We start from the raw sequence: 13,398 nt of genomic DNA on the forward strand, positions 1-13,398 counted from the left end.
ATGCTCGCAGATAAACCCACCGGGCAATAGGAATTAAACGATGGATGACAAGCCGGGAATCGTGTCTGAAGAGACAGAAGCAAACTCCTCAACTTCTGTCTCAAAAACAGACCATGCGGAATCTTTAACGCAATCCACGGATGTCAAGAAGCCATCGTTCTTCGATTCAGTTGCGACTGCTGGGCAAGCAGTGGCGAAAACAGTAGCCGGAGTCGGCATGGCAGTTGGTAACACTGCCTTCCAGACAGGGAAAGCTGTGGCGACAACGACGACTGGGGTAGCCCAAGCGGCGGGAAAACAAGCGCAAAAATTGCTCGAACAAACCACACAAGGCGCAGGGCGTGCAGTGACTTTTGTGGGCGACAACTCATTTTTGCGGCACGTCACGAAGGCGTTACCCACGAATTGGTTGCTGGGAATTATCAATCAAGTTGATGTCGTAAAAGCTGAAGCGGATGTTCAAAAGCTACAGCAAAAGTATCCCGACGAAAAACCGAATCAGATTGCCCATCGTCTGATGATGGAGAAAGCGGTTTATGGAGGCGGGATGGGACTGGCGACTAGCTTGTTGCCGGGAGCAGCATTGGCGTTGCTGACGGTTGATTTGGCAGCAACGACGCTATTGCAGTCGGAGATGGTTTATCAGATTGCGGCGGCTTATGGATTAGATTTGAAAGATCCCGCGCGTAAGGGTGAAGTGCTGGGAATCTTTGGTTTGTCTTTGGGCGGTTCTCGTGCAATTAAGGCGGGTTTGGGTTTGTTAAAAGCGACGCCAGTAGCAGGTGCGGCAATCGGTGCTAGCGCGAATGCGACGATGATCTATGCGCTGGGGTATGCGGCTTGTCGCTTTTATGAGGTACAGTTGCATTCTGAGGCATCGACGGAAAAGCTGGTAGAGTCTCAGGCAGCAAGCGAGAAGTATTTAGAAACTGCGATCGCGCAACAAGCGATTATGGATCGGATTCTGGTTCATATCATCGTGGCGAGTCATCCAGGCAAATCTTGGGAAGATATCTTACCGTCGTTACAAGCTGCCAAACTTAGCCCTGCTTCTCTAGAAGCGATCGCCAATAACATCAATCAACAACAGCCTTTAGATACGCTTCTAGATCAACTCAATCGGGACTATGCGTTGCCGCTGTTAGCTCAGTGCCATACAATCTCCCAACTAGATAGCGCAGTGACACCAGCAGAATCCCAAGTCATTGAAAAAATTACCCAAAAATTTGATGTTGACGTAGAAGCAATTAAAAAAATTGCCAGTTCGATACAAGGCTGACAGACTCTACTAACGCTTGTGCGCGATCGCTCTCATCGCCCCAGTCTGCTTCAAAAAGCGAAGATTGGGGAACGAATCTCGTGCGTTTTTGTCTGTTGAGTGTTAGTCAGGCTTTTGATCTGGGAATCCTAGGAAGGAGACGATACTAAATTTCTCTCCTGCGATCGCTGCTAGCCATGACGAAACAGTGGAATTTTCGAGAACAAACCAGCGCCGGGGAAGAAGCACGCACTAGCGTTGCAGCTTTGATGAACAACAAGGCGTGCAACCAGGGGTACGACTTCTCTGCTCGGACTGGATTCTGTAGCGCTACGTCAGCATCAATAAGTTTAAGTTTGATTGCCTCATCTCTTGCATCTGAAAAACTCACCCCTCAGCTTCTTTCCCTTGTAATCAAAGCAGAGAATTACTTCTCTTTCCTGGCAGGATAAACATTGCAGGAAACGCTTCCTGGTACAAGAGATGAGATTTAGGAACTCCAAGTAACTAAATAGGCAGGTAAAAATAAATTTAAAAAATTAATTCTCAACTCAACTTAAGAAGTGTTCGGTTGTTTGAATTTCTTGATGATTAGGTTTGTATACTTACTGATATTTTTTTTGGTTATGACTGAACAAATCTCTCAAATAGCGGCGATGTTTGAACTTGGAGAATCAGAAAGTATTCTTGATAAACTCCCTCCAGAAGCAAAAAAATGGGCGGAAAGCTTGCCTTGGAGCCAGCGCCGTTATGTGCTGTCATTGTGTCATCTAATGTGTGCGGCTACTCCAGAAATGCAAGCCGAATTTCTGGATGATTATACGGCTACTGGCTTAGTTGCCAAAAGACTTCAAGACAAAAATACTCAGCAACGAGTCCAAGACTATTTAACACAATTTCACCTTAAGTTAGACTTAAATGAATCAGTTTTAAGAATTTATATTAGACAGTTTTATATTCATTCAGCTCAAGATGTAAGTAGGCAGCCCGAATTGTACTTAGAATCAGCTCTGCGGCTGGTTCTAAGTTCAGAAGAACGCAACAACGTATTTAACTACATCTTGGGGTTTGAACTAATTAAAATGATGTTTAAAATGAGCTGGTTGCAGCATGAAAGACTCTACCAGCTACAAATTAATCAAGAAGAGTTTTTAAATACTTATATAAAACCAATTCAACATGCTCATCGAATTAATGCAATCGTCGTTCCTAGTCCTAATAATCGGTTTTTTGACAAACGTAATTATTTTGTACAAAAACCTGTAATTACGGAGAGGAAGTTAATACAGCTAGTTATCGCTACTTTTAATACGGATTTAGTTACTCATTTTGGTTTTACAATTATTCGACATCTCAACTCTTTAGTTTTTGACTATGAATATATCTTTGAGGATGAACAAGAAGGTGTATTTAAATAATCCTAATTTGCTTTGGGCTTAAAACTTTATTAGGTTGATCGCGTTAGCCAAGCACAGGGTATGCAATGCTATAGCCTGGGATGACTGAAACCTCCCTACTCCATAAAGTTGCAAAGGTAGAGGAGGCTTGCAAGTACGTTATTTTTGAGCGCAAAAAAAGACAGGCAAAATGCCTGTCTCATAATGATTCAGTACAACGCCAAACTTAGAAATTCATCTCAGCAGCTTGCACTCTTTCAACTTGCTTCTTCTTCAAGACTAGCAAGACTTGACACAACATGATTGCAGCAATAAATGCCATCAACCACTTGATCCGGGTGGGGCTTTGCAAAACGATTTCGGCGTCCATTTGACCAAATCCACCGACGTTCGGATTGGAGGTCAGCGCTTCGCCAGCTTTGACTTCCTGCCCTTCGGAGACAACTAGCTCTGGACCGGCGGGAATTGTATCAACAACTGCATTGCCTTCTGCTGGTTGAATGGTGACTTCAGAGCCACCTTCTTCAGCTTGGGTAATGGAAGTGATGCGACCCGCTACGGAAGCGCTATAGACGGAATTGTTGCTCTTTTCACCTGTGGGGTAAACCTGACCGCGACCCCGGTTGCCACCCACGTGAATCGCGTATTTACCGAAGAAAACTTTCTTATCGGTCTGTGGATTGGGAGACAGAACGGGGAAGATAATTTCCTGATATTGATCGCCTGGAATGGGACCAACAATGACAATATTTTCTTTGTCTTCGCTGTAGGGTTGGTAGTAGAGTTCCCCAATTTTTTCCTTCATTTCTTCAGGAATTCTATCTTCGGGGGCAATTTTGAAGCCTTCTGGCAACATTAACACAGCACCCACGTTCAAGGGACCTTTGCTACCATCCGCTTGCACTTGCTGCGTGTTGGTGTCGTAAGGAACTTTTACGACGGCTTCAAAGACGGTGTCTGGGAGAACCGATTGAGGAACTTCGATTTGTGTGGGTTTGGCACCGAGGTGACAGTTAGCACACACAATCCGCCCCGTTGCTTCGCGAGGGGTTTCAGGATAGGTTTGCTGTGCCCAGAAGGGATAGGCACTGGCTGATTGGGGAAGGACTAGATCGCTGGCGAGGAATATTGACACGGTGGCGATCGCAACCAGGACGGTTTTGCAAATCGCCTGTTTGCCTATTTTGGATATCGCCGATAAAGAAACTTTTCTCATCTCTCAAGAAGGGATTCTGGGTCGAATTTCAAACAATATCTATCAGTTCTTTGTCCTTAGGTTTCGTTCTTAGTTTTTTGTCCTTTTCATCCTTCGTTTTTGGTCGGTTACAAATAACCGATGACCCATGACGACTAACTGATGACTGATAACTAAGCACCGATGACTAATGACCTTATGTCCACCAAGGATTTTCGCCGGTACGGAAGTCGGTTTCCGTCCAAGGCGTTAATGTAACCTTGTCCTCCGCCACGGTAGCGTGAACCAGTGCCAGAGACAGCGGTGCTGGTCCCCGTACCACCTTGCCGGTGCTGTCATACTGGGAACCGTGGCAGGGACACATAAACTTGTTCTCACCAGAATTCCAAGGAACAACGCAACCCAAGTGGGTGCAGACGGCGTTTAAGCCGTAATTGTCAATGGTTTTCTCCTCGGTCACGACAATGTAGGTGGGGTCGCCTCTGAAGCCTTGAACCAAGGTGCGATCGCCTGGATTATGATTAGCTAAAAAATCACTCACAATGACATCGTTGCCGATGGCATCTTTGGCAGTTAGACCACCACCCGTTCCACCACTCGAAGGGGGGACAAAATACTTAATAACGGGATACAGTGCCCCCAGAGCTGTTCCTGTAATGGTCCCAAAAGTGAGCAAATTCATAAATTGACGACGCCCCATATCGGGAACGTCTGACGAGCTAGAAAGTTGAGCCATGAGTAACGTCTGAGTGTATAGCTATGTGAACAACCCTGGGCTAAGTCCCAGATTTTGTTAAAACTTGCCCAATAAATATATACCAAGCAAGTCGCAAGCCTGTTCGCCACAAACCCTTTTGTAGAAAGGTTTACAGCCTTGCTAAGGGTATTATTACATTCTTTTGCACCGTATCATTAATTTAAGAAGCGCTCCATTTATGACGAAATGTAAAGAAAAGTAATTGCGATAAAACTATGACAGGACAAGACCTTCGCCAACTCCTGATCGACAAGTGGGGACGCTCATACGATATCCAGATCAGGCGGACTCAGGGCAAAATTTTCCTCCAGGTAATGTGGAAATACTTAGAACAGGCGTCTTTCCCGCTGTCGGAGGCAGACTACATAGCGCACTTGGAGACTGTCGCCGAGTATCTTCATGCTTGGGGTGGAGCTGACCAAGTACAACATTATATTGAACAAACGCGCGATCGCCCTCGACTCGGTAAAGCAGTCAGCATCCCCCTAGACCTAGGCGAGCGAGCCTCGGAGTGGATGCTCGAACAGTTTTAGGAGCCGTGCGTGCGATTCTCACTCAATAGAACGACAGCTTCCTGTTGGCACTATTGTCGCATTCACTGCATACCTAAACTATCTTTTGATTCGCAATAACGACACCTGTTGTCAAGTGCTTTGTCAATTATTTTTTAAAAGATTTTGATGTATGAGGGTTTTTGGGTTGGGAAGCTCCTACTTCTCAAATCAACGTTGACGAACTCATTGCAGAATGGGTAAATTTCTGAATGGAAATTTACCGCAGCACCACAATTATCCAAGGGCAAGGTGTAAGACGAACCCTCTTGCAAGCTCGCTTCAGCCAAGACAAGGCAAAGCCAAGGGTTTCAATTCGCCCTCGGCTTTGTAAGGTATTTTCATCTGAAAAGGTTTCTGAAGACAAGATTGAAAATGTTCAGCTCAGCCATTTCACCCTTGAGGTTCGTCGAGTGCAGCTATTCAGGGCGATTCCCAATACAGCAGCACTCCAGAGAGCCGAAGATGAGGCAGTTCAAAAATTAACTCGTCCAGGTTGCATCGTATTTTGCCGATCTCAGCGCCCTACCAGCTTAACTAAGCCAATCCCGCTGTAGTAGAGTCCCAAGACGGCACCCGCGAGGAGGCTTTGGGTGAGGGGGTCGGTGGAAGGCGTCAGGATGGCACCCAAAATTGCTGCTCCCAGGATCACAAACCGCCAGCCAGATAGCATTTGCCCAGAAGAGACAATTCCCAAAAAGCCGAGTAGCAGCTGAACGATCGGAATTTGAAATGCCAATCCGGTGCTAAACATCAGCAGCAACACGAATTCAAAATATCGGTCAATTGACCACAGCTGCTCGACGACATCTGCCCCGTAACTGATGAAGAAATTCAGAGCGGCTGGAATTAATGCTACATAGGCAAATGCCAGTCCCCCCACAAACAAGACACCCGACCCTAAAACAACGGGTCCCACTAAGCGGCGTTCGCGGCGAGTGAGTCCTGGGAGAACAAACAGGATGAGCTGGTACAGGATAAAGGGGCTGGCTACGAGCAAGCCACTGTAACCGGCAACTTTAATGGAGACAAAGAAGTATTCTCCTGGTGCCAGCTGGAGGAACTTGACGCCCTGCGCCGGTACTTCCAGCAGTTGGACAATTGGCTTGACAAACAGGAAGCAGCCAATAACACCTAAGGCAACTGCAATCAGCGCATAGAAAATCCGCCGCCGCAACTCCTCCAGATGGTCGAATAGAGACATCTCGATCTCAGCGGGCAGCTCATCAAGGTATTCATCTTCTAGATTGCGGTTCGCTGATTCCGGCTCCAGGCCTGGATTTAGCTGGGATGCGGTATCGACTTCTGAAGGAAGCGTCATCGGTCAAGTTTGATTTGAAGATTTCTTGACTATTGTATCCGGGTCATCCGTACCGTGCGATCGCGCATGGCTCACCGACCCTTAAAAATTGAACAAAGCACAGAAATGGAAATCAACGCCACTCTTAAAAGCTGGTAATGGGGAATCGGTCATCGAAAATGGGTTTTTACCAATTTCCAATTCCCGATTCCCTAAAGAGCGATCTTTAATCGCGCCTAAGTGCAAATTCCAATTTTTAATTTTTGAATGCGGTTGGCTGACCTTCGGAGTATTTTGCTACCTGCTGGGAGATTTTCGGATTGTACAGGCGTAAGTAATTCCAGTAGTTGCCAAACACATTTTTGACATAACCCTGCGTTTCATCAAAGGGAATGGCTTCGACGAATTCATCTGGATCGCTGACTTTTTTGCCTTGGAGCCACTTTGACAGATTACCAGAACCGGCATTGTAACTTGCGATCGCTAACATGGAGTTATTTTTGTAGCGATCGTGAATTTCATCCAGATACCAGGTGCCTAATTTAACGTTGTCGTTAGGATTTTCCAGGCTATATTTCTTGAGGCCAATGTTTTCGGCAACCCATTTACTGGTTTCCGGCATCACCTGCATTAAGCCAACCGCACCGGCAGTGGAACGGATTTTTGGCTCAAAGCGGGATTCCTGTCGGATGACAGAGATCACGAGCAAGGGATTGAGTTGACGTTGTTGAGACCAGTTTTCAATCGCTTCGACATAAAGCGTCGGATACAAAGCCTGCCAGTAAGCAATTTGTTGTGTTAGAGCTTTGTACTGTGCTTGCTCCTCCGGGTTCTCACGGTCTTCTAAGCTGGAGATTTTAGCAATTCCTTGCAAGTGGTCTCCCATATTGAGCCGAAGCAAACCATCGGTAAATTGTTCTGCCACCGTTGGGTTGACCCGGTTTTCAAACTCCGCTTGCCAGAGCCTCCAGGCATCTTTGCCTTGACCCATTTGGTAAAGTTCTTGTAAAGCAGCAGAACCCACGGGCAATGACGGTCGCTTGGCAGGCCATTCTACTTTCGGATCTCGCTGACGCAGGCTGTTAAAGTCTCCCACATCCCAGCCCAGCATGACGGCAGACCGCCAAGCATAGTAAGACTGGGGATACTTCGCCACGACGTTCTCAAAAGCTGCTTTCGCCTCCTGCTTGCGTCCCAGCTTGTTTGACCATTTACCCACCCAAAAAGCCGCCCGACGAGCTAATTCGCTATCAGGATTCTGAGTGGCGATCGGCTTGGCGATTTGCAGCGCCTCTTGGTAATTTCCACCACGCGCTTTCGATTGAGCCAATTTCCACCGATATTCTGCCGCGGCATCGGTATTGCCATATTTGGTGAGTAATGATTGACGCGCAGCAGCTGCGGATTCGGAACTTTTGAGACTATCGAGAATTTTCGCTTCTAATAGGATGGCTTCGCCAGCTCGGTCGGGGAATTGACTGATAACTTGGTCGAGATAAGGAACCGCCTCGATAGCGGGACCGATTTTGGCGATCTGGATAAGCGCGGTTGCACTTTCGTCAGCATTTGGGAAGTCTTGCACCACCTCTTTATAAGCGCGGAGGGCTTTTACTTTCTTTTCAGCGAGATCGAGTCCCCTAGCGACCCGGTAGGCGTTGTGGGGGGTGCGGGGGGCTTTGGCATAAGCAGTACTGGCTTGACCGTATTTCCGGTTTCCCCAGTAGCCTAAAGCGATCGCTTCCCATACTTCTGGCTTGAGTTGCTCTGCTGGCAAACCTATCAACTTATCTAGCACTGAAGTAATTCCTGGAGTGTCAAAGGCATACTTTGCCAGCGACACCATCAATTTTGCTTGGTTGGGATTGTCTTTGAGTAAGGCGTGGGCGATTTCCAGACTACGGGGATGACTGGGAAATTTCTCAACGGCTTCTTCCCAATATTTCGGTTCCGTCTTCCCCAACACATATAAAGCTTCGACTGACACGGGATCTTGAGAATGGTGTTTTAACAAACCTTCCCAAGCTGCCTTGGCTTTTCGGGTGTTGCCGGTGAGTTCGTAAGCTTGCGCTCTCCGAAGAGCAATGTGTCCGTCTAGGACGCGATATTCAAACTCTAATCCTTTTAACCATTCCAGTGCTTTTTCTCCCTGTTTGGAGGCAATCAGATCGCTTGCTAGGAGATAACGGGCGCGGCTGCGGTCGAGGGATCTTGGCCCTGTCGCGATCGCTTCTAGTTGTGATGCCCGCTTTTGTGGGGGTAGCGAGATTAAAGACACAATCGCAGAGTTGTCGATCTGATTTCCCGACATCAAGAAACTGCCGTACCCATGCATCGGCACCCAGCCAACTACTTTTTCCAGCCAGACGCCATACTTAGTTGGCAAAAAGGTTGCTCCCAAAAGGATTGCGCTTAGTCCCACACCCGCAGCGATCGCGACTTTGTTTCTCCGTCTAGATTGATAGGGGCGAGAAAAACTAAACTGTGACTTTCTCCGAGCAAAAATCGAGCGTGACTTCCTCATGTAACCTCCTGGCGGCGGACATTGCTCCCTCCATCTGGCATTTCAGTAACGTCGATTTCGTTATTTGCTTTTTCCAGATGGAAGACCAAACTGGTCGTATTATTGACAAGCCATCCTTCTAGTAACTGGCGGCTCGTTGACTCTTTATCGCTAATAGGTAAAAATCCTTTAGAGAAAAAAGAATGGAAGGAAAGCGTGACTGACACGCCGCGTTTGCACTTGAGGGAGATCCCCTGACATTTGGATGATTTAAGGAAGCGATGGAATTGACCAGCATTCTAAATTTGAGCGATGAGAAGCTCGCGAGTATTTTGCAGCCCCTGATTTGAGAGCCTAATTTTAAAGTTGGTAGCCGTGCCATCATGCGCGTGGGTTCCGGTAGCCTGATTCGCGGTCATCATGCTTATGGAACTAAACAATAAACGTTGAAGTTAGACAGCTCTTACAAAGCAGTCGCTGCTGGTGCCCGATTAATGAATGAAGCACAAGCGCAAAACTCTTTGAATTCGCTGGTTATTGGGTGATACAAGCTCCCTCGCTGACTGCTTCACTCAGCAGCCATTGACATGGAACTCTATCTAAACCAGGATAATCGATTTAAGCGAACAGCCGAAGATTAGTGATCCCCGTCAGTGGGCGTGAGGAAATTTTAGGCAGCAAGCGATCGCTTCTATGAGAACAACAGTGTTCAAAATTGATTAACACAAATTCATGAAAAATTTATATTATCCCCTCACATCTGGGAGAAAATCCCCCAACAGAGAGTAGACACGCAGATGTTTCAGCAATCACTGGATAGCCGCAGATATTACCTGCTAGAAGCTGCCCAGAAATGCTTAAAAATTCTTCAAGTTTTCAGGATATATGAAACTTCTTGCAAAAATGACAAAGCCAGACGAGAGCAGGCTAAATAAAATTGTGCTTTTACACGATTTAAAAGATTTTTGCAAGAAGTCTTTGATTAATTTTTGAGTGCAGTTGGCTGACCATCCGAATATTTGGCGACCAACTGGGCAACCTGTGGATTGTACAATCTAAGGTAATTCCAGTAGTTCCCAAACACCTGTCTAACGTAGCCTTTAGTTTCCTCAAAGGGAATTTCTTCGACAAATTCATCAGGATCGATAGATGGCCCTTTCTCTTTTAGCCATTTCGATACATTACCGGGACCCGCATTGTAACTGGCAACCGCTAACAAGGAATTATTGTTGTATTCCTTGTGGGTAAAATCTAAAAACCAGGTACCCAGCTTCACGTTATCGTTGGGATTTTCGGTGTTAAATTGCTTGACGCCAATTTTATCCGCCACCCATTTGCCGGTTCCGGGCATGACCTGCATTAAGCCAACTGCACCCGCAACCGAACGAATTTTTGGCTCAAATCGGGACTCTTGCCGAATCAGGGCGGTGACAAGCAGGGGATTGAGCTGGCGCTGTTGCGACCAGTTTTCGATAATTTCCAAGAACGGGAACGGATACAAGGTGTGCCAGTAAACTGGTTGTTTGCGGATTGCTTTGTATTCAGCTTGCTCTTCGGGTGTTTCTCGGTCTTCTAGAGTCGAGACCAGGTTCATTCCTTTCAGGTGGTTGCCCAATCCCACCTGTATGATGCCGTTAGTAAATTGTTCAGCAACGGTTGGCTGCATCCGGTTCTGAAATTCTGCCTGCCAGAGCGTCCAAGCATCCCATTTTTGACCGAGCTGGTACAATTCCTTCAACGTTTCAGATCCGGCGGGGAGGATGGGATGCTCGGTGGGTCGCACTACTTGCGGGGACAATTGACGCACGGTGGTAAAGTCACCAACGTCCCAGCCCAACAAGACGGCAGATCGCCATGCATAGTAAGACTGGGGGTATTTCGCTAGGACGTGTTCGTAAGCGGCTTTTGCATCCTGCTGACGCCCTAGTTTGGCGGCCCATTTACCCACCCAAAAGCCAGCTCTGGGAGCCAAAATATGATCGGGGTTTTGGTTGGCGATTGGCTGCGCCCATTGCCAAGCCCCTAAGAAATCCCCTAGCGTCGCCTTGGCTTGGGCGACTTTCCAGCGGTATTCTGCGGCGACATCGGAACTGCCATATTTAGTCAGGAGCAATTGACGAGCTTCCGCAGCTGATTTGTCGCTGTTGAGACGATCGAGGATTTCGGCTTTGGCGAGGAGTGCCTCACCGGCTTCGTCGGGAAATTTGCGGATAACGATGTCGAGATAGGCGATCGCTTCCGGTGGCTGGGATGATAAAGAAGCCAGCCGCCTCAAAGCGAGTCCGGTTTCTTTGGCATCGGGAAATTGCTGAATCATCTGTTGATAAGCAATTTTCGCTTCGGTTCGTTTCTCGCCGAGATGGAGTCCGCGCCCAATGCGGTAGGCGTGGAGGGAGGTGCGGGGGGCTTTGGCGTAGGCTTGTCCGGCTTTGCGGTACTGACCGTTTTCCCAATAGCTATAAGCGATCGCTTGCCAATCTTCTGGCTTGAGTAGCCCTGTACCTTGCTGTTTGAGCGCCACTTCCTGCAAAGTCACCAGCCGATCCAGAATCGGGAGAATGCCAGGGTCGCTTGGAGCATTTTTGGCTAAATGTAAGAGTAATCTGGGTTGATTGGGATTCTTACTCAGGGAAGAACGCACAATTTCCAGGGTGCGCGGATGGCTTTTGAACTGAGCGATCGCTTGTTCTCGATACTTCGGATTCGTTTGCCCCAGCACAAACAACGCTTCTGCGGCGACGGGATTATCGGGATAACTTTCGAGTAAATTCTGCCAAGCTGCGGTAGCTTTTGCTTTGTCCCCGGCAAGTTGGTAAGCTTGGGCGCGTTTCAGGGCGATGTAAGGGGCAAGAACCGGATAGTCTGCCTCCAATCCTTCCAAAGACGCGATCGCTTTTTTAGGCTGCTGTTGTTGGAGCGAATCGTTCGCCAACAGATAGCGGGCGCGATTGCGTTCTGGGGATGGGGTGCCATTGGCGATCGCTTCTAATTGTGCGACCCGCTGTGCTGCCGGTAGCGACGCCAATGGCAAAACAGAATTCTTGGATTGGCTCCCCGGATTCAAAAGGGTTTTATCGGGGGACTGACCGTTCGGGGTTAATTTCTCCAGCCAACTGGTTAATTGCGGGACTGACAGCGTTGCTCCAGCGACTAGCGCTAGTAGTCCGGCTCCAACACTTAGCAAAATTTTATTTTTCTGTGCAAGCTTTAGCATCGATCCTTATCCTTACCAACCCAAAAAGGGCAACAACCTTGTATTCCGTTAGTACCGTCTACAGAGAATCCAACGCAGCTCCATCGGAGGGGTTTCTTGGATGGGAAACACGTCACGTCCGCTCGTCCAGGATACAAACCAATTAGTTGGGGGCCATGCCTCTTGCGGAAGGTGAGCGCGCTCATAATCAAGCACAGACTCATCTGACAGCATTTCCAGAGGTAAGTCCTCCATCGCTCGCTTCAGCTCCGATCGCGTCATGATATACGATGCCGCTACCTGTGACATTTCCCGCACCCGATCGTTTGGCTCATATCCATCCACAGCTAAGAAGAGGTTGAACAGCAACAGACCGCTACCTTGGATAACATCGCACATTTTCGCCAAGAGTAAGCGGACTTGATCGTTATCCCGGAAGTGAGACACCACTTCCGCCACAATTGCGAATTTGTAATAAGCGGGTCGCATTCTCACCAAGGGGTCGAGGATATCACCCTGGATGACTCGAATCGGTAAATTTTCCGCCACTGCCGCATTTAACACTTGTTCCGCCAAACCAGGAGTCAATTCTAAAGCATCAACCGGATGGCCTTTTCGCGCCAAGGGAAGGCTATTGCGACCTGTTCCTGCTCCCACATCAAGAATTGGGTTCCGACCCGGATCTCTAAATTGGGCAGCCGTTGCCATGACTTTCGCGTCTGGGTGACTACCAAATAGGGGCGGCTCTCGGTTCTGAATCCACTGCTGGTACTCCTGGGCAACCGATAAAATCCTGGTTGAGACGTTACAGGTGAGGCTATTTAAGGAAGTAGGATCGGGTTGGTACTGAATGACTAATCGAGCATGAGGAGAAGCCAGAAAACCTTCTTGAATATTAGATGCAATCAAATCGCGCAATTTTTGCAGTTCTTCAGGAGAGAGTTGGCGACCAATCGCCTCAAACAGCCGCACTAGCCGATTGAGTGCATAATCTAGCATTGATGGCACGCAGGGCATCGTCAGTTCACCGCGGGCAGAGGAATGATGATTAAACTGTCTCTGGAGATCTTGCTGTAGCACGCTCGGATCGGGGCGGGCTACCGACTGGTTGCTAGGAACTGGCGCATTGGATGGCGACGAAAGAGGTTGGGGTTCTCCCCTAGCTTTTGAAACCATCAATCCGCTCCTAAGTCCAATCGGAAAAAGTGTATTCCTATAAAGTGTATCTACAGGGGACAAGTTACGCG

The 13,398-nt window shown here is 47.9% G+C and carries 12 protein-coding genes; 4 read left to right on the forward strand and 8 right to left on the reverse strand.

The genetic code is table 11. The features are described 5' to 3' along the window. The first annotated feature begins 40 nt into the window (after positions 1-40). Positions 41-1,279, forward strand: a complete 1,239-nt coding sequence (locus NDI44_RS14520; RefSeq protein ID WP_199304812.1) for an EcsC family protein — start codon at positions 41-43, stop codon at positions 1,277-1,279. 145 nt (positions 1,280-1,424) lie between these two features. Here NDI44_RS14520 and NDI44_RS14525 read toward each other — a convergent pair whose 3' ends face one another. After that, entirely contained in the window at positions 1,425-1,649 is a 225-nt protein-coding gene (locus NDI44_RS14525) for a hypothetical protein (RefSeq protein WP_190412179.1), read from the reverse strand. Positions 1,650-1,884: 235 nt separating this feature from the next. On the opposite strand from NDI44_RS14525, the gene NDI44_RS14530 reads away from it, so the two are divergent. After that, positions 1,885-2,676, forward strand: a complete 792-nt coding sequence (locus NDI44_RS14530) for a cobyrinic acid a,c-diamide synthase (RefSeq protein WP_190412180.1) — start codon at positions 1,885-1,887, stop codon at positions 2,674-2,676. A gap of 205 nt (positions 2,677-2,881) precedes the next feature. Here the strand turns inward: NDI44_RS14530 and petA are convergent, their stop codons facing one another. Both petA and petC read right to left on the reverse strand, forming a co-directional pair. Further along, on the reverse strand, positions 2,882-3,871 hold the full coding sequence (gene petA / locus NDI44_RS14535) for a cytochrome f (protein ID WP_190412181.1): 990 nt from the start codon (positions 3,869-3,871) through the stop codon (positions 2,882-2,884). Positions 3,872-4,046: 175 nt separating this feature from the next. Further along, on the reverse strand, positions 4,047-4,586 hold the full coding sequence (petC, locus tag NDI44_RS14540; protein WP_190412182.1) for a cytochrome b6-f complex iron-sulfur subunit: 540 nt from the start codon (positions 4,584-4,586) through the stop codon (positions 4,047-4,049). Between the two features lie 236 nt (positions 4,587-4,822). Here petC and NDI44_RS14545 point away from each other — a divergent pair, with 236 nt between their 5' ends. Further along, on the forward strand, positions 4,823-5,140 hold the full coding sequence (locus tag NDI44_RS14545) for a DUF3067 family protein (RefSeq protein WP_190412183.1): 318 nt from the start codon (positions 4,823-4,825) through the stop codon (positions 5,138-5,140). A 230-nt stretch (positions 5,141-5,370) separates the two neighbouring features. Then, positions 5,371-5,715 carry a hypothetical protein gene (locus NDI44_RS14550; protein ID WP_190412184.1) on the forward strand — a complete coding sequence of 115 codons (345 nt, stop codon included), beginning with the start codon at positions 5,371-5,373 and terminating at the stop codon, positions 5,713-5,715. On the opposite strand, the gene tatC is transcribed toward NDI44_RS14550, so the two are convergent. From tatC to NDI44_RS14575, 5 genes are all read right to left on the reverse strand, one after another. Beyond that, a complete protein-coding gene (tatC, locus tag NDI44_RS14555; protein ID WP_190412185.1) occupies positions 5,676-6,479 on the reverse strand; it encodes a twin-arginine translocase subunit TatC in 804 nt (267 codons plus the stop codon). The two genes, NDI44_RS14550 and tatC, sit on opposite strands and share 40 nt — an antisense overlap. A 235-nt stretch (positions 6,480-6,714) precedes the next feature. Continuing rightward, positions 6,715-8,979, reverse strand: coding sequence for a transglycosylase SLT domain-containing protein (locus NDI44_RS14560; protein ID WP_190412186.1), 2,265 nt, complete (start codon positions 8,977-8,979; stop codon positions 6,715-6,717). After that, the gene (locus tag NDI44_RS14565; protein ID WP_190412187.1) at positions 8,976-9,185 is read right to left on the reverse strand and encodes a hypothetical protein; all 210 of its coding nucleotides are present in this window, start codon (positions 9,183-9,185) and stop codon (positions 8,976-8,978) included. Before NDI44_RS14565 ends, NDI44_RS14560 begins: the two co-directional genes overlap by 4 nt. A 755-nt stretch (positions 9,186-9,940) precedes the next feature. Continuing rightward, positions 9,941-12,172 carry a transglycosylase SLT domain-containing protein gene (locus NDI44_RS14570; RefSeq protein ID WP_190412188.1) on the reverse strand — a complete coding sequence of 744 codons (2,232 nt, stop codon included), beginning with the start codon at positions 12,170-12,172 and terminating at the stop codon, positions 9,941-9,943. Between the two features lie 48 nt (positions 12,173-12,220). Then, on the reverse strand, positions 12,221-13,327 hold the full coding sequence (locus tag NDI44_RS14575; protein ID WP_190412189.1) for a class I SAM-dependent methyltransferase: 1,107 nt from the start codon (positions 13,325-13,327) through the stop codon (positions 12,221-12,223). Positions 13,328-13,398: the final 71 nt, after the last annotated feature.

Source organism: Trichocoleus sp. DQ-A3, assembly GCF_039961975.1.
Lineage (GTDB): Bacteria > Cyanobacteriota > Cyanobacteriia > Cyanobacteriales > FACHB-T130 > FACHB-T130.

Excerpts from the sequence above, each read along its gene's own strand:
- NDI44_RS14550 (WP_190412184.1), top strand. The coding sequence starts at position 5,371 with ATGGAAATTTACCGCAGCACCACAATTATCCAAGGGCAAGGTGTAAGA.
- NDI44_RS14530 (WP_190412180.1), top strand. The coding sequence starts at position 1,885 with ATGACTGAACAAATCTCTCAAATAGCGGCGATGTTTGAACTTGGAGAA.
- petA (WP_190412181.1), bottom strand. The coding sequence starts at position 3,871 with ATGAGAAAAGTTTCTTTATCGGCGATATCCAAAATAGGCAAACAGGCG.
- tatC (WP_190412185.1), bottom strand. The coding sequence starts at position 6,479 with ATGACGCTTCCTTCAGAAGTCGATACCGCATCCCAGCTAAATCCAGGC.
- NDI44_RS14520 (WP_199304812.1), top strand. The coding sequence starts at position 41 with ATGGATGACAAGCCGGGAATCGTGTCTGAAGAGACAGAAGCAAACTCC.
- NDI44_RS14570 (WP_190412188.1), bottom strand. The coding sequence starts at position 12,172 with ATGCTAAAGCTTGCACAGAAAAATAAAATTTTGCTAAGTGTTGGAGCC.
- NDI44_RS14545 (WP_190412183.1), top strand. The coding sequence starts at position 4,823 with ATGACAGGACAAGACCTTCGCCAACTCCTGATCGACAAGTGGGGACGC.
- NDI44_RS14560 (WP_190412186.1), bottom strand. The coding sequence starts at position 8,979 with ATGAGGAAGTCACGCTCGATTTTTGCTCGGAGAAAGTCACAGTTTAGT.
- petC (WP_190412182.1), bottom strand. The coding sequence starts at position 4,586 with ATGGCTCAACTTTCTAGCTCGTCAGACGTTCCCGATATGGGGCGTCGT.
- NDI44_RS14575 (WP_190412189.1), bottom strand. The coding sequence starts at position 13,327 with ATGGTTTCAAAAGCTAGGGGAGAACCCCAACCTCTTTCGTCGCCATCC.